Source organism: Neisseria musculi, assembly GCF_014297595.2.
Lineage (GTDB): Bacteria > Pseudomonadota > Gammaproteobacteria > Burkholderiales > Neisseriaceae > Neisseria > Neisseria musculi.
Genome location: NZ_CP060414.2, coordinates 475,727 through 491,730 on the forward strand (window position 1 = coordinate 475,727; position 16,004 = coordinate 491,730).

Below are 16,004 nucleotides of genomic sequence, written 5' to 3' on the forward strand. Positions count from 1 at the left end.
GGGCTCAAACTGGATTTGAAGCCTTTCAACGTGTCAAACGATGGCGCCAATGCCGAAATGCCCGCACCGGTGGGGATGTTTAAAGCAACCATTGGGCAAACGGCCTGCCGCTTCGGCCGGGGAACCCAAAGCCCGTTACCGCTGAAATCCTGCATACAACCAAGCCCGCGGCCGTCTGAAAACCATCGCGGGCACGGGCGGAAACGCCGCCGTACTTTCGCCGGCCATAACGGCTGACATCGAGAACAGTCCGCCAACCGGCAGCCCATCTCGGGTTTGACTCCAAGCAAAATCTATCAGGCACCGCCATAAACGGCAGACTGCACATTACCGGGCTCGATCCCAAACAAAGTCCCTCCAAGTAAACGCCGCCGTACTTTCGCCGGCCATAACGGCCAAAACAAAGATGCCCTGCCAATCGGCAGCTATTCCAGATTTGACCTCAAACAAAGTCCGTCAGGCACCGCCATAAACGGCAGGCCGCGCATTTCCAACTCAGACAGGAGTCGGGCACGGGGGCACCGTATGCCGGCATCGGCTGCGTATGCGTACCGTTTGAACGCCTTTCCCGGCCGTCTGAAAGCCGGGAAAACCAAACGGAATACGACAAACCCCGTTACGGTTTCACAATATCAACAAATAATGCTGAAAATAAACAACCCCGAATACAAAAGTGCCCGCAAAAGCAGGGCACGGCTTGGTTGCCGGTTGGATACGCAAACGGCGTTGATGATTCAATATATTGTTTGCGTTATGGTTATTCGGTATCCACCCGTTTTTCGATGTCTTTTAATTTGGAAAATTCTTCCAGCAGGCGCGGGCCGTCGTCTAATGCAACGGCAAATGTCCACAAATACGTCATCACCGCATAGATGTGCCCCGCGCTTACGGTGCGGCTGCCCAACTGTATAACCGCTGTGCCGAACACGACCGCCATGGCCACGCCTATCCATAAAAAGCCCAGTGCTTCCCGGTTAGACAGGCGGATACGCAAGCGTGCCGTGTATCGGTAATGCCTTTGCAGCTGCTCGCGGCCGGCGTTTTCAATCAGGCAGACTTCTTTTTCCAGGCGGTTGTTTAGGCGGGCGTAGAGGCTGTCGTTGGTTTGGGCGTAGCGCGGCAGCATCAGGCCGAATACCAGCAATACAGCCGCTGCGGCCGCGCCTGCCCAAAATTCTAAAAACAGCAGCATTATGCCCGCGCCGATCAAAGAGAAGCCGGACATAATCAATGTGGGCAAATGGATTTCAAAAAAATCCACCAATTCGTGCGACAACATCACCCGTGCGCTGATGGCTGAGGTGTCTGCACCTTGCGCACGTTGGCGCATAATCACGGGCACGGTTAAATCGGCATACATTCTGGCAAACACGCGCGTATCCACGCTGCGCCGCAGTGCGCCCAAGCTCCACGCGGCCAACACGAATACGCTGTATAACAATGCTTTGAATATTTCTCCGCGCACCATTGCATCGATGGCGAATGCGGAAAACAAGGGGTAGGTCAGATAGAGGATGTTTTCCGCCGCCACCAGGCCGAATGTGAACAGCAGGCGTTTTTGATTGTGGCGGGCAAGGTATTTGAGCGCCTGCCAATTATCGGTTGCTTTGATTGCCATGATTCCATTCTGCCTGTTGGGTGAAAACGAGCTGCAAATGTTGAAGCTGCTTGATTAATTGGTTTAATTTTTCCAAGCCGAACAGTTCGGCGGTTTGTGTTTCCAGCGCGTGAAGCGCGGCAACCATCGGCAGGGTGCGGCTTGCGCCCGCTTCGCTTAAAAACAGCCGCTTGCTGCGTTTGTCGTGCGGGTCGGCTTCCGTGCGCAGCCAGCCTTTTTCTGCCAACTGCCTGCAGACGAATGACACGGTTTGTTTGGGCAAATGCCATTCTTCGCCGATTTCTTTGGGCGTGGCCGAGCCGTGCCGACCGATTTGGTATAACACGAAAAATTCATTGGCGCTCAAGCCGCGCTGTTTTGCCCATCGGACGTAAACATCCAATAATGTGGCGCAGGTTTCGGCAAGGGCATCGAAAGGGGAAGGGTTCATGATGGTGCGTTGATAATGTACAATATAGTACTATTATAGTCTGATATTGTACTTTTAGAAAGACTGTTGGCCTAACCCGACAAAGTCTTATCAAACTAAAACGGCGGAAACAGGTTTTTGATTTGAATGGATACCGATAACAGGGAAACAACAGGCCGTCTGAAAATTTTCAGACGGCCTGGTTGCCGCGGTTGCTGCCGTATGTTGCAGGCTGATCAGCGGCGGATTTCTACATAAGCGTTTTCGTGCAGTTCTTTGAGCAGGTTGGCGGTGGCCTGCTCGGCTTTTTGGCGGGCGATATATTGGCGTACGGCTTCACGCTGCCGTTCTTCGTGAGTGCCTGCTTCGCGCACATCGTTCAGTTTGATGATGTGCCAGCCGAACTGGCTGCGCACGGGGCGGCTGATTTGGCCGGGTTTCAGGCTGTGTACGGCATTTTCAAACTCGGGCACCATTTGGCCGTCTGAAAACCAGCCCAAATCACCGCCGCCGGCTGCACTGCCGTCTTGCGAATATTGGCGGGCCAGGGCGGCAAAATCGTTACCGCTGCGTGCCTGGTTGTAGATTTTCCGGATACCGCTTTCAGCGGCTTTGGCGGCGTTGGCGTTTTCGGCTTTCAGCAGAATGTGCTGGGCGCGGTATTGGCGCAGAGGCTCGCCTTGCGGCAGGGCGGCGCCTTGCTGCTTGGCGTGGGCAATCATGCTGTCTATTTCGGCATCGCTCACGCGGCTTTGCTGCATCACGGCCTGCTGGCGCACTTTTTGGGTGATGATGCTGTCGGCAACGCTGCGGCGCACGGCGGCTTTGCTCACGCCTCTTTGGGCGGCTTGGGCATAAAGACCCTCGATAGTGGTTCTGCGGGATTGGGCGATATCGCTTAAGGCAGCATCGATTTCGGCATTGCCGGCGGTGATGTTGCGGCGTTTTCCGGCCTGAACGATCAGTGATTGGTTGATCAGCTGCTGCAACACCTGGGTACGCAGTTCGGCTTCATTAACATTTTTGCCCAAGCGGCTGCGGGCTTCGGCCATGCCTTGGCGCACATCGCGCTGGGTGATGACTTCGCTGCCGGCTACGGCGGCAATGCCGTCTACCTGCTTGATTTCGGCGGCTGGTGCAGTTTGCAGGGCAAAGCCGAGAGCGGCGGCCAGCATCAGGGGTTTGAAATTCATGGTTTGACTACCTCGTTGGTTTTGCTGTAGCCGGGAACGGCCAAGCGCAGTTTTTCGAAGGGGTTGTTGCCGATATTGCTCAAGTCTTTCAACTGCAGGTTGAAAAATACGGCGTTTTTGGTGCTGTTCAGGCCGGTTACGTAGCGTTGGCCGACAACGCTGGCACTCCAGCAGCCGCAGCCGCTTTTATATTCGAGGCCGGCGAGCATTTCAATCGGTTTTCTGCCCTGCATCTCATAATTATAGCGGGCAACGGCGTAAAGGTTTCGGGTAAGCGGCCATTGGGCGGCCAAGTCTATCTGGCGGATTTTGTCGTATAAATATACGCCGTTGTCTTGCAGGTAGATTCTTTCGTTGCGGCCGTATTTATAACGCGCACTTAATACTTTGCCGGGGCCGGGATGATAGAGCAGGGCGGCCGAATAGCTTTGGGCACGGCTTTCGTTTTGGTTGTAGTGGATATCGGTGTCGATGCGGATGCTGTCGGTGATTTGGCCGTTGGCAAATGCCACCCAGTCGGAACGGTTGCGCGGGTAGCGGCCGATGTTGCCGTCGGGCTGGACGTTATCGTTTTTCAGGTAAAATTTTTGGCCGATGCCGGCGCGAAACAGTTCGGCACCGCTGCGGGGGGTGAGCAGGCGGGTTTGCACAGCGGTGGAAACGCTGTTGGCCGAATTGACGCGGTCGTTGCCCGAATAGAGGTTTTCACGGAAGAGTTGGTCGTAGCTGAAACTGTTTTCAGAGGTGTCGAAGTTGGGCAGGTCGTTTTGCGATTTGGTGGGGATGTAGTTGTAAAACAGGCGCGGTTCCAGCGTTTGCAGATAACTGCTTCCTAAAAACGCAGTTTTGCGCTCGAAAGTCATGCCGCTGTCGATGTTGAACACCGGCAGGGTAAGGCCGGCGGTGCGGGAAGGTTTGCCGCCGAATGCTTCCAAATCGTAATATGCCGAATGTACGCCGATTTTCGGGCGGATATAACCCCATGAGTTGTGGAAGTTCCATTTCACGCTGGGTTTGACCACCACGCGTTTGCCCGATTGTTTGCTGTTGTGGTCAAAGCGTGTGAATTGGCCGAATACGTCTATTTGGGCATTGCCGATGTTTTTGTTCCAAGCGCCCTGCAGGCGCGGCATGATGGCGTAGGGTTCGTCTTTATAGCCGTAGATATTGGCCAGCGTTTGGTATTTCTGCACGGTGAAGTGGCCATCGAACGCGCCATTCCATAAAGTGTCGTTATAGTTCAGCCAAACTTGGCGGTTGAGATTGACATTGGCGGCGATGTCGTCTTGGCCGTAGAAATCGCGGTAGTAATTGTTGTCGGAAACGCGGTTATAGTCGATTCCGCCGCTGAGCTTGGAAGTGAACTGCTGGTTGTGGTTCAACTTAAACTGGTAGCGGTTGCTGTGTTCGCTTTTGCGGTCATCGGGCATCCAGGTGCCTTCGATTTGGCCGGCGTATTTCGGCTGCAGATAGCGGAACTGGCCGCCGAGGCGCGCGCCGCGGCTGCCGATAACGCCGGGGGTGATGGTGGCATCGTAATTGGGTGCGAGGTTCAGGTAATAGGGCAGATCCAGCTCCAGGCCGTCTGAACCGAGGCCGACAGTGGGAACCAACAGGCCGCTTTTGCGGTTGCCGTTGAGCGGAAAATCCGCCCACGGCGTGTAGAGAACGGGCACACCGCCGAACACCAGCGAAGCGCCTTTGGCCACGCCGATGCCGGTGTTTTGGTCGGCCTCGATGCTTTTGGCTTTGATATACCAGCCCGCGTCTCCGGGCGAGCAGGTATTGAATCGGGTGTTGGTCAGTTTGTAGCGGCCGTTGCCCTGCATTTCGGCGGTTTCGCTCACGCTTTGGAGGCGGCGGCCGTTTTGCTCGCTTTCCAAACGGGTGTTGTGCGCGGTGCCGGTGCCTTCGGCCAGATTGTATTGCACGCCTTCGCCGGTAACGGTGGTGCCGTTTTGGTAGAGCACGAAAGTTTCACCGGCGGTAACGGTTGCGGCTGCTTGGTCGTAATCCACCCATTGCGCGTTCAATATCTGGCCGTTGCGCTCGATTATCACACCGCCTTCGGCGCGCACTTTAACGTTGGTTTGACCCTCCACCGAATCGGCAGTTATGCGGGTGTAGTCGGCGGGCAGCGGTTGACCGCCGCTGCGTTCGATTTCCGGTATGGCATATGCCGCTGCCGCGTTTTTCAGTTTTTCGGGCGTACATGTCAGGCAGGTATCGCCCAGCGGCAGGCCGTCTGAAGCCTGAGCCGATGCCGCTGCGCCGAAACCCATGCCCAGGGCGAGCGCCACCGGTTTTAATGAAAATAAACGAACCAAAGTCTCACCTTAAATCGGTTTTGCCAGTTAGAATAGCGGCTATTCTAACCTGAAAAATCAAAAAAACCATCATGCAACGACAAACCGAACTGAAAAACTGGCTGGAAAAGGTTTATCCGAACCGGGCTTTTGAATTGAGTTTTGCCGCCGCCGATGCAGATTTCCGGCGTTATTTCCGCGCTGCTTTTTCAGACGGCGGCACGGTTGTCTGCATGGATGCGCCGCCCGATAAAATGAGTGTGGCGCCTTATCTGAAAGTGCAGAAATTATTCGATATGATAAATGTGCCGCAGGTTTTGCATGTGGATGAAACGCTTGGTTTTATGGTGTTAAACGATTTGGGCAACACCACTTTTTTGGCCGCCATGCAGCAGGCGGATAATGAGCCGGCCGATAAAGCACTGCTGCTTGAAGCCATTGACGAGCTGGTGGTTTTGCAGAAAAACAGCCGCCCCGGCCAACTGCCCGAATACAGCCGCGAAGTGATGCTGCGCGAAATCAACCTGTTTCCCGAATGGTTTGTGGCCAAAGAGCTGGGCAAAACCCTGAATTTCAAGCAGAGCGGATGGTGGAACCAAACCGTTGAAACGCTGCTGCCGCCCCTGTTGGCACAGCCGCAGGTGTATGTGCACCGCGACTATATCGTCCGCAACCTGATGCTGGCCGAAGGCCGCCCGGGCGTGCTCGATTTTCAAGACGCGCTTTACGGCCCGGTTTCCTATGATTTGGTGTCACTCTTGCGCGATGCCTTTATCGAATGGGAAGAAGAGTTTGTGTTGGATTTGGTTATCCGCTATTGGGAAAAAGCACGTGCCGCCAGCCTGCCCGTGCCGGAGCAGTTTGACGAATTTTACCGTTGGTTTGAGTGGATGGGCGTGCAGCGCCATCTGAAAGTGGCGGGCATTTTTGCGCGCCTCTATTACCGCGACGGCAAAGGCAAATACCGCCCCGAAATCCCGCGCTTTTTAAATTATCTGCGCCGCACCTCGCGCCGCTATCACGATTTGGCGCCGCTGTATGCGCTGCTGGTGGATTTGGTGGGCGATGAAGAGTTGGAAACGGGCTTTACTTTCTAGCGCCCTGCCTGCTCCGAAACTGTTTTTCAGACGGCCGGGGCATTCGGAACGGCCGTCTGAAAGGCTGGATGGACAACAAACACAGCATTGCTAAAACTGACTGCAAACCCACACCGGATTACAACAGCGCAGCGTAAAAAACACCCTGCCGCTTGCAACCGCTGCCTTTTGCCCCTATTCTGCACCCACCGGCGCGTACGCCGCGCCATTATCAAAGGAAAAACTTCCATGAACCAAACCAAATTCTTTGCCCTGTCGGCCGTTGCCGCGCTCGCTTTGAGTGCCAACGTTTATGCAGCCAAAGAAATCAAAGTGGCTTCCAACAACACATCCTACACTCAAGACAATGTGCAGAAACTCGCTGCCACTGCCGTAAGCATGGGGGTGAAAGAGCCGGTCAGCCTGAGTTTGGCGGGCGGCAGCCTCACCGTTTCCGGCAGCAGTGCCACCCGGTGCGTATTTAAAGTGGGCGATGGCGACACGCCGAAAATCCAGGGCGTAAACTGCAAATAACGGTTTTCGGGTTTCATTGCGCCCATTTGCAGAACCGGGCCGCAGCGTATTCCAACGCTGCGGCCTGCCGTTTTCAGACGGCCTCAATCTTGATAAGATGCCTGCATTTGCAAACCGTTATATCAAGAGAAGTGTGATGTGGCGTTATATTTTCCAACGCTTGCTGCTGCTGGTGCCCACGTTGTTGGGCATTTTGGCGGTAACGTTTGCCGTTATCCAGTTTGTGCCGGGCGGGCCGGTGGAGCAGATGGTAGAGCAGCTCACCCAAACCGGTGCGGGCGGTGAAACGGCGGCGGCAGCGGGCGGCATGTTTAAAAACGGCAACCGCCTGAGCGCGGAAGACATGGCCGCGCTCAATGCTTTATACGGTTTCGACAAGCCGCCGCTTACACGCTTTGCCGAAATGGTCGGCCGCTTTGTGCGTTTTGATTTGGGCGAGAGTTTTTTCCACCATCAAACCGTGTTCGAGCTGGTGAAAGAAAAGATGCCGGTGTCGATGAGCTTGGGTTTGTGGACGTTTTTTCTCACTTATTTGATTTGTATTCCGCTGGGTATTGCCAAAGCCGTGCACGATGGTTCGCGGTTTGACGCGGTATCGGGCGCGGTGGTGTTAATCGGCTATACCGTGCCGCCGTTTGTTTTGGGTTTGGTGCTGCTGGTGCTGTTTGGCGGCGGCAGCTTTTTTGCCTGGTTTCCGCAGGGCGGTTTGGTGGGCGACGACTGGGAAACGCTCGGCACGGCAGCCAAAATCAAAGATTACCTCTGGCACATGGCCTTGCCGGTAACGGCTTCGGTGGCCGGCAATCTGGCGGTGATGACGGTGCTTACCAAAAACGTGTTTCTCGAAGAAATCCGCCGCCAATATGTTTACACCGCCCGCGCCAAAGGCCTGCCCGAGCGGCAGATTTTGTGGAAACACGTGTTGCGCAATGCCATGATTCCGCTGGTTACGGGCTTTCCCGCCGCTTTTATCGGCGCGTTTTTTACCGGCAGCCTGCTGATCGAAACCCTGTTTTCGCTTGACGGCTTGGGGCTGCTTTCTTATGAAGCGGTGATGAAGCGCGATTATCCGGTGGTGATGGGCACGCTGTATGTGTTCACCCTGATGGGGCTGCTGGCCAAACTGCTGTCGGATATTTCATATTCCTGGGTGGATCCGCGCATTCATTTTGGTGGGCAGAAATAATTAACGGAGAATCAAATGGCTGTTTGGGCCGGCAGCATCTCTTCGATATGTTCGGCATACCTTGTGTGCTGAAACATCGAAACATAAAACCTGCCGGCAAATGAAAAAGAGGCCGTCTGAATGAAGGATGTTTCAGACGGCCTTTTAAGGAGATTTAAGGAGATGGAAATGAAAAAACTTCGGAAGCCTCAACCGGCTTCAGGCCGTTTTATTGTCGGCGCACAAACTCCGCATGAAGCGATACCGGAATCTGCTCGACAATAGAGCTCAAGCCCATCACTTCAACCAATTTTGCCACACCATCCGCCATATCCATACTTTTGGTGTCTAACACAACGGGGCTTAAGGTGTACACCATCATTTTATCGGCACTGACGCGTTGGGCGGACAAATCGGCTTCCAAGTTGATTTGTTTGCCGTGGATATTCAACACTAAAGGCTGTTTGAAATGAACGCTTTCGCCTACAGACAAATTATTGACGGCCTCTGCATCTACTTTTGCGCTGATTTCTGCTTTGGCAAACCGGGCGGTTTCAAAAACCCAGTCTTTTAAGCGTTGGTCGCGGATTTCAATGCCCGTTTTCACGCTGCCCAAATCAACATCCATTTTAAAATCCCCTTCTTTGCCCAGCGTGGCCTGAGCGCCGCCAAAGCCCGACTGCTCGGTGATGCTGTTGAGCTGTTTGTTGATTTTGCTGCTCAAGAAGCTGATATCGACACTGGAGGAATGCCATGCTGACGGCTCCTGAACCGAAGAAACAGCCGATTCGGCGGCGGCCTGCCCGGCCTGCATGCTATTTGATTGGGAAGGGGAGCAGGCAGCGAGGGTGAGTAAAAACGTTGATAAAATAAGTGTTTTTTTAAACATAAACATACCTTTCTTATATTTGGACTAAAATATCAAACTCAAAAATAAAGCCATCATCAAAAATATTCTTCAGAGCAGCTGCTCCCGCCGACCGGTATTTCAGATGGTCGGCAGGCATACGGAGCTGTTTTAGATTCCGAAAGAATTTTTTTCAATCACGAAACAATAGATGGAGATATGTAAAATTTCTTACAGATTTTGGAAAAAAATTGATAAAGATAAAACAGAGATGTCAAAAAAATTTTTAATATCAGACTGTTAATAAAAAAATGAACGGCATATCAATGAACGGCATATCAAAGAAAGGCCAACCGCGCAATGTTCCCGACACCCCGTTTCGGGCTGTTGGGAATGCCGGTAACAGGGCGTTTTATATTCAACCAAGCCGTCTGAACCGAAATAAAATAAGTTTTAGCTCTGCAGAAACTGGTTTCCTTTCGGAAACGGCGTTTTCATAACAACCAAACCTGCGGTCTTCGGCGTGTCTGCAGAGGCGGTATATTGTATGATTGTGCGTGGTAGTGTTTGAAAGATTCAGACGGCCTTTGGGTAAAAGATATGCAGAAAATATTTTCATCGCAGGCATGGCGGGCATTCAGGCGGCACAAGCGCGGCCGGCGTGCGCTGCTGCTGCTCTCGGTGCTGTTTGCGGCGGCGCTGCTGGCGCCGGTGTGGAGCAACGATAAGCCCTTATGGGTGAAATACAGCGGCCGCTATTATTTTCCGCTGGCCAACACCTATAACGAAACCGAGTTTGGCGGCGATTTCGACACGCCGGCCGATTATTCTGACCCGCTGGTGCGCCGCAATATCACCACCGGCGGCAATTATGCCGTGTATCCGCCCAATCCCTATGATGCCGATACCTTAAACGGAGCCGACACGCAGCCCGACCCGGCCCGGCCGTCTGAACATCATTGGCTCGGCACAGACGACCGCGGCCGCGATGTGCTGGCCAGGTTGGTATACGGCTTTCGCGATTCGCTGCTGTTTGCGCTCGCGCTAACCTTCATCACCACCGTTATCGGCGTGGCGGCAGGTGCGGTGCAGGGCTATTTCGGCGGACGGGTCGATTTGCTGATGCAGCGTTTTCTTGAAATTTGGGGCGGCCTGCCCGAGCTTTACCTGCTGATTATTTTGTCGTCTTTTTTCAACCCCGGCCTGTTGGTGTTGTTGGTGATTCTGTCGCTGTTCGGCTGGATGGGGCTTTCGGATTATGTGCGCGCTGAGTTTCTGAAAAACCGTCAGGCCGATTATGTGGCGGCGGCTAAAAGTATGGGCGTTTCAGACGGCCGAATCATGTGGCGGCACATCCTGCCCAACAGCCTCACGCCCGTGTTGGCATTTCTGCCGTTTCGTATTTCCGGCGCGGTGTTGGCGCTCACCGGTTTGGATTTTTTAGGCTTGGGGGTGCCGGATTCCCAGGCCAGCCTGGGCGAATTGCTTGCGCAGGGCAAAGACAACTTGGATGCGTGGTGGATAGGGTTGTCTGCCGTGGGCGCGCTCACGGTGATGCTGCTGCTGTTGGTGATGATAGGCGAAGGGCTGCGTCACGCGTTTGATGTGCGGGCGGAAAGCTGAGGCCGTCTGAAAGGCGGCGGGGCTTTTGCCGTTTAAAACGCTGTGCGCGCGCAAGCCCGCCGGGGCTGACGTTGCCGAAAAACGCGGCAAATCGATTCGGCTTGAGGCAGAATATACTGCAAACGGCACGGCTGCGTTTCAGACGGCCTCAGCGGCTCGGGGTTGATTGTTTAGGCGATCAAAAACTGATGTTGCCGACTGCCTGATTCTGTTTTTTCTGCATGGGGCAGCGCAGCGGCAGCCCCGCCCGAAACGCCCGTAACCTTCCGGCAGCCTTATTGCGAACGGCTCCGCTGCCGTTGCAGCGTGCAGCCCGGTGCCGGAACCAATCCAGCGTATAACGGCACAAACAGTATGTGCAGCAAAACACCGGCTTGCCCGGCTTTTCGAAAAAGGCATATATTTCACGGCTATTTCCAAATAATGCCCGGTTATTTCCGTTTTCACGGCGGTTGTCGGAAAATAGGCCGAAACAGGCTCAGGAGCAAAACCATGTCGCGCAAACACAGCAAACAAACCGCTTTAAACCGTTTTTTAAACACGGTTGAATGGCTCGGCAACATTCTGCCGCACCCGGTTATTTTGTTTATCGCCTTTATTGCGGCACTGCTGGTGTTTTCGGCAGCGGGTGCCTACTTCGATGTGAGTGCGGCCGACCCGCGCCCGGAAGGAGCGGCAGGGCGTTCGGCAGACGGCATCATCAGGGTGGTCAGCCTGCTCAATGGCGAAGGGCTGGCTAAAATCATTTCCAATCTGGTATCCAATTTCACCGGTTTTGCTCCGCTGGGCACGGCACTGGTGGCGCTGCTGGGCGTGGGCATTGCCGAAAAATCAGGCCTGATTGCGGCGGCAATGCGCACGATTGTGCTTAAAGCACCGCTGCATCTGGTTACGCTGGCGGTGGTGTTTGCCGGCGTGATGTCGAACATCGCCAGCGAGTTGGGCTATGTGGTGATTATTCCTTTGGCAGGCATGGTTTTTTATTCGCTCGGACGGCACCCGCTGGCCGGCATCACGGCCGCTTTTGCCGGCGTGTCGGGCGGCTACAGCGCCAACCTGCTGATCGGCACCGTTGATCCGATTCTGTCGGGCATCACCCAGCAGGCCGCGCAGCTGATTGCGCCGGATTATGTGGTGGGCGCTTATGCCAACTGGTATTTTATGGCGGCCAGCGCGGTATTGATTTCATTGCTGGGTTTTTGGGTTACCGATAAATTCATCGAGCCCAGGCTTGGCGTTTACGATCCTGCCGAAACAGGCGCAAACAGCGAAAGCATAAATATCGAGCAGCTTTCGGAGGCCGAGAAAAAAGGCTTGCGCGCGGCATTGGCGGCAGTGTTGCTGCTTGCCGCGCTGACTGCGTTGGCCGTGGTGCCGGAAAACGCGCCGCTGCGCAATCCGCAAACCGGCGGGTTGGATAATTCTCCCTTTCTGCAGGGCATTGTGGCTTTGATTTTCGTGTTTTTTGCTGTGGCGGGATTGGTATACGGCCGTGTGGCCGGCACGATGTCGGGCAGCGCCGAAGTAGTGGGCGGTATGGTCGATTCTATGCGTTCGATGGCGCTTTATCTGGTGCTGATGTTTTTTGTGTCGCAGTTTGTGGCCTATTTCAACTGGAGCAACCTCGGGCCGATTATGGCGGTGAAAGGGTCGGAATTTCTGAAAGAAACCGGCTTCACCGGCGGCATATTGCTGATCTGCTTTATCGTGATCTGCTGCCTGATTAACCTGATGATTGCTTCTGCTTCTGCGCAGTGGGCGGTTACGGCACCGATTTTTGTGCCGATGCTGATGCTGGCAGGTTACGCGCCCGAAACCATTCAGGCGGCCTACCGCATCGGCGATTCGGTAACCAACATCATCACGCCGATGATGCCGTTTTTCGGGTTGGTGCTGGCTGTGGCCATACGTTATAAAAAAGACACGGGCGTGGGCACGTTGGTTTCGCTGATGCTGCCTTATACTGTGGTGTTCATTACCGGCTGGAGCCTGTTGTTTTATGTATGGGTGTTCATACTCGGCTGGCCGCTCGGGCCGGGTTCGGCGCTGTTTTACCAGCCTTAAAAATACCGGGCCGATCGGATTTCGGGCTGTAAACGGTTTGTTTGAAGCCCGAACTGCTTATCATGCCGGTGCGGATTAAACATTTGAAACATAACGATCGATAAGGAATACAAATCATGCCGCAAACATTGTTGGAAGGCGTGAAATTCGATGCAGACGGTTTGGTGTGCGCCATTGCGCAAGACGTGCAGACCCTGCGCGTGCTGATGGTGGCGTGGATGAACGCCGAAGCCCTGCAAAAAACAGCCGAAACCGGCTATGCCCATTATTACAGCCGTTCGCGCCGAAAACAGTGGATGAAAGGCGAAGAATCGGGGCATACGCAAAAAGTTCACGAGTTGAGGTTGGACTGCGATGGTGATGCGGTGGTGATGTTAATCGGGCAGGCAGGCGGCATCGCCTGCCACTCCGGCCGCGAAAGCTGTTTTTACCGCGTGTGGCGCGGCGGCGCGTGGCAAACGGTGGATGCAGTGCTGAAAAGCGAAACGGAAATTTACGGGCAGACCAAAGATTAAGGCACCCCTTTCTTATTTTTCACTATTTTAAAGTATCAGAAATGAAACGGTATGTCTGCCTGTTTTGCCTGCTGTCGGCAGCAGGCTTGTATGCGGGGCAGGCAGGGGCTGAAGCGGTAATGCAGACGGCTGTGCAGCAGCCTGCCTGCAAGCAGGCGAGAGCAAATCCTTCTCCCAGTATCCCGGCGCAGCCCTTGAAAAAGGCCTTCAAGGCAGGGCGGTATGATTGGTAACGGTTTGCCGGAAATGAAATAATGAAGTGGAAGTTGCAGAATCGGGCGGACAACGCGGGTTGGACGAGGCAGCCGGAAAGACAGCATGGGCGGGAACATTCCCAACCTAGGGCAAGAATAGGCAATACAGACTGCCGGTTCAGTTCAGCATCAATGATAAGCAACCGCCAAGTACAGCAACAGTCGGGCGTGATAACAGAAAGTGATGAAAGATTAGATTATGACTTCAGATATTTTGGCGGAAATCCAAAACGTGATTGACTCCCGCAAGGGGCAGAACCCCGACACCTCTTATGTTGCCGGGCTTTTGCACAAAGGAGAAGACAAAATCCTGAAAAAAGTGATTGAAGAGGCCGGCGAAGTGCTGATGGCCTCGAAAGATGGCGGCGGCGGGCATTTGGTGTATGAAGTGGCCGATTTATGGTTTCACACGCAAGTGCTCCTGGCGCACCACGGGCTGCGGGTGGAAGATGTGATAAAAGAGCTTGCGCGCCGGCAAGGGCTGTCGGGGCTGGCGGAAAAAGCGGCACGGCAGGAAAACTGAAACGGCAGGGCGGCGGCGGTTGAAATTCAAATGAAACAAGGCCGCCGGCCACAAACAGTAAAAATCATACAAAACCGATGCTGCCGCCGCTTCGGCAGCATACAGAATCATTTTTCCAGGCCTTCGCAACATTCAAAAAATATCATAAGAAGTTTATATCCCGTTTGCCGATTCCAAAATACTGCCAACGCTGCCCTGCAACGCCGCCGATGTGTTCCGCCGCTTCCACGACCGAGAAGCCTGGCAGTTTGCGGGCGGTTGGAAGTTCTATAGATTTTATATTTTTCCTTATGGGAAAGCCGTCTGTTTCAAGCGGCCGTTTATCTGCCGCCGGCTTCGCAAGCCCCCCGCACAGTCGGGAATCCGAACGTGTGGCATCTCATTGTTTGTTTAACCGATACTCCAATATTATTTTTATCCGAATCCCCGTCCGCGCGGAAATGACGGTATTCAAGCCTTTCAGACGGCCTGAAAATATTTTTGCAAAGGCCGCGCTTTTTGAATCCGGCCGGGGCGGTGCCGCACCGGTTTGAATTTAAGCCGCCATAAAAATAGCCCCGTGTGTCGAACTGTATTACAATTCTTGTTCTTGTGAGGCAGGCCGTTTGAAAGCCTGTTTTCAGACGGCTTCCAAGCCTTTGTAAAAATCATTCGGAGTATCCCGATGACAGACTGTATTTTCTGCAAAATCGCCACCAAAGAAATCCCCGCAACGGTGGTGTATGAAGACGGCGAAATGCTGTGCTTCAAAGACATCAACCCCGCCGCCCCCGTGCATTTGCTGCTGGTTCCGAAAGAGCATTTCGATTCGCTGGCACACGCCCAGCCCGAGCATGAGCCGCTGCTGGGTAAAATGATGATGAAAGTGCCGAAAATTGCCGAAGCAGCAGGTTTGGCCGGCGGCTTCAAAACCCAAATCAACACAGGCAAAGGCGGCGGGCAGGAAGTGTTCCACCTGCATATCCATATTTTGGGGCGGCCTGTGTAAAGCGTTACCGCAAACCGGCCTTCGGATACGGCATTGCGGCGCCTGTGTCGGGAAAGCGTTAATCCGCCATAGGCCGTCTGAAACCGTTTGGGCCGTCTGAAACATTATCAAACTATTGCGATTGAAGGATTAAAAAATGGGCAGCTTTTCTATTTGGCACTGGGTGATTGTACTGGTGATTGTGGTTTTGGTGTTCGGCACCAAAAAACTGCGCAATGTCGGCAAAGATTTGGGCGGCGCGGTGCATGATTTCAAACAGGGTCTGAACGAAGGCAACGAAGCCGGCCAAGCCAAAAAAGACGATGTAATCGAACATCAAAAAGACGACAAATCGGCCTAAACCATGTTTGATTTCGGCTTTAGCGAGCTTTTACTGATCGGCGCGGTGGCGTTGGTGGTGCTCGGCCCCGAGCGGCTGCCGAAGGCTGCGCGCATGGCAGGCAGCCTGTTTGGCCGTGTGCAGCGCATGGTGGGCAGCGTGAAGCAGGAATTGAGCGCGCAGGTGGAAATGGAAGAGCTGCGCAAAGCCAAGCAGGAATTCGAAACGGCCGCAGAAAGCTTCCGCACCGAAATCGGCAGCGTAGGTGAAAGCGCGCAAAACAGCCTGAATGCGATTTCGAGCGGCCTCAAACCGTGGGAGCGCGTGCCCGAGCAGCACACGCCTGCCGATTTCGGTGTGGACGAATACGGCCGGCCGGCCGGTGCGGATTCAACTGAAACGGAGCAAGATGCAGCTTGGAAAGCTTATCTGAGGCCGTCTGAAAAAAAACCGCCCACCGGCGGCTTTCAGACGGCCTCTCTACATAAGCAGGCGATGCGGCGCAAACGCGATATGCGCCCACGCCACCGCCCCAAACCGCAGTTGCGTGTACGCAAAAAGTGAGCGAAC

The 16,004-nt window shown here is 54.2% G+C and carries 16 protein-coding genes; 11 read left to right on the forward strand and 5 right to left on the reverse strand.

Annotated features, from left to right (window positions below; all coding sequences use genetic code 11):
- Nucleotides 1-757: 757 nt before the first annotated feature.
- From H7A79_RS02355 to H7A79_RS02370, 4 genes are all read right to left on the reverse strand, one after another.
- The gene (locus H7A79_RS02355) at nucleotides 758-1,618 is read right to left on the reverse strand and encodes an ABC transporter six-transmembrane domain-containing protein (protein WP_187000937.1); all 861 of its coding nucleotides are present in this window, start codon (nucleotides 1,616-1,618) and stop codon (nucleotides 758-760) included.
- The gene (locus tag H7A79_RS02360; RefSeq protein WP_135035216.1) at nucleotides 1,596-2,048 is read right to left on the reverse strand and encodes a MarR family winged helix-turn-helix transcriptional regulator; all 453 of its coding nucleotides are present in this window, start codon (nucleotides 2,046-2,048) and stop codon (nucleotides 1,596-1,598) included. The genes H7A79_RS02355 and H7A79_RS02360 overlap by 23 nt, the downstream gene beginning before the upstream one ends.
- A gap of 215 nt (nucleotides 2,049-2,263) precedes the next feature.
- On the reverse strand, nucleotides 2,264-3,220 hold the full coding sequence (locus H7A79_RS02365; protein WP_187000938.1) for a peptidylprolyl isomerase: 957 nt from the start codon (nucleotides 3,218-3,220) through the stop codon (nucleotides 2,264-2,266).
- Entirely contained in the window at nucleotides 3,217-5,547 is a 2,331-nt protein-coding gene (locus H7A79_RS02370; RefSeq protein WP_187000939.1) for an LPS-assembly protein LptD, read from the reverse strand. Before H7A79_RS02370 ends, H7A79_RS02365 begins: the two co-directional genes overlap by 4 nt.
- A 71-nt stretch (nucleotides 5,548-5,618) precedes the next feature.
- Between H7A79_RS02370 and amgK the strand changes: the two genes are divergently transcribed.
- From amgK to H7A79_RS02385, 3 genes are all read left to right on the forward strand, one after another.
- Nucleotides 5,619-6,623 (forward strand): N-acetylmuramate/N-acetylglucosamine kinase AmgK, encoded by a 1,005-nt coding sequence (gene amgK / locus H7A79_RS02375; RefSeq protein WP_187000940.1) that lies wholly within the window; start codon nucleotides 5,619-5,621, stop codon nucleotides 6,621-6,623.
- A 228-nt stretch (nucleotides 6,624-6,851) separates the two neighbouring features.
- A complete protein-coding gene (locus H7A79_RS02380) occupies nucleotides 6,852-7,136 on the forward strand; it encodes a hypothetical protein (RefSeq protein ID WP_187000941.1) in 285 nt (94 codons plus the stop codon).
- Between the two features lie 136 nt (nucleotides 7,137-7,272).
- Nucleotides 7,273-8,322, forward strand: coding sequence for an ABC transporter permease subunit (locus tag H7A79_RS02385; protein ID WP_187001596.1), 1,050 nt, complete (start codon nucleotides 7,273-7,275; stop codon nucleotides 8,320-8,322).
- A 208-nt stretch (nucleotides 8,323-8,530) separates the two neighbouring features.
- On the opposite strand, the gene H7A79_RS02390 is transcribed toward H7A79_RS02385, so the two are convergent.
- A complete protein-coding gene (locus H7A79_RS02390; RefSeq protein WP_187000942.1) occupies nucleotides 8,531-9,190 on the reverse strand; it encodes a YceI family protein in 660 nt (219 codons plus the stop codon).
- A 558-nt stretch (nucleotides 9,191-9,748) separates the two neighbouring features.
- Between H7A79_RS02390 and H7A79_RS02395 the strand changes: the two genes are divergently transcribed.
- The 8 genes from H7A79_RS02395 to tatB all read left to right on the forward strand — a co-directional run bounded on the left by H7A79_RS02395 (nucleotide 9,749) and on the right by tatB (nucleotide 15,998).
- A complete protein-coding gene (locus H7A79_RS02395) occupies nucleotides 9,749-10,771 on the forward strand; it encodes an ABC transporter permease (protein WP_135035235.1) in 1,023 nt (340 codons plus the stop codon).
- Nucleotides 10,772-11,263: 492 nt separating this feature from the next.
- A complete protein-coding gene (locus H7A79_RS02400) occupies nucleotides 11,264-12,835 on the forward strand; it encodes an AbgT family transporter (RefSeq protein ID WP_187000943.1) in 1,572 nt (523 codons plus the stop codon).
- A 116-nt stretch (nucleotides 12,836-12,951) separates the two neighbouring features.
- Nucleotides 12,952-13,350, forward strand: a complete 399-nt coding sequence (hisI, locus tag H7A79_RS02405) for a phosphoribosyl-AMP cyclohydrolase (protein ID WP_187000944.1) — start codon at nucleotides 12,952-12,954, stop codon at nucleotides 13,348-13,350.
- 453 nt (nucleotides 13,351-13,803) lie between these two features.
- On the forward strand, nucleotides 13,804-14,127 hold the full coding sequence (locus H7A79_RS02410) for a phosphoribosyl-ATP diphosphatase (RefSeq protein ID WP_135035244.1): 324 nt from the start codon (nucleotides 13,804-13,806) through the stop codon (nucleotides 14,125-14,127).
- 77 nt (nucleotides 14,128-14,204) lie between these two features.
- Nucleotides 14,205-14,660 (forward strand): hypothetical protein, encoded by a 456-nt coding sequence (locus tag H7A79_RS02415; RefSeq protein WP_187000945.1) that lies wholly within the window; start codon nucleotides 14,205-14,207, stop codon nucleotides 14,658-14,660.
- A gap of 131 nt (nucleotides 14,661-14,791) precedes the next feature.
- The gene (locus H7A79_RS02420) at nucleotides 14,792-15,115 is read left to right on the forward strand and encodes a histidine triad nucleotide-binding protein (protein ID WP_135035247.1); all 324 of its coding nucleotides are present in this window, start codon (nucleotides 14,792-14,794) and stop codon (nucleotides 15,113-15,115) included.
- Nucleotides 15,116-15,251: 136 nt separating this feature from the next.
- Nucleotides 15,252-15,455 carry a Sec-independent protein translocase subunit TatA gene (gene tatA, locus H7A79_RS02425; RefSeq protein WP_135035250.1) on the forward strand — a complete coding sequence of 68 codons (204 nt, stop codon included), beginning with the start codon at nucleotides 15,252-15,254 and terminating at the stop codon, nucleotides 15,453-15,455.
- Between the two features lie 3 nt (nucleotides 15,456-15,458).
- Nucleotides 15,459-15,998, forward strand: a complete 540-nt coding sequence (gene tatB, locus H7A79_RS02430; RefSeq protein WP_187000946.1) for a Sec-independent protein translocase protein TatB — start codon at nucleotides 15,459-15,461, stop codon at nucleotides 15,996-15,998.
- Nucleotides 15,999-16,004: the final 6 nt, after the last annotated feature.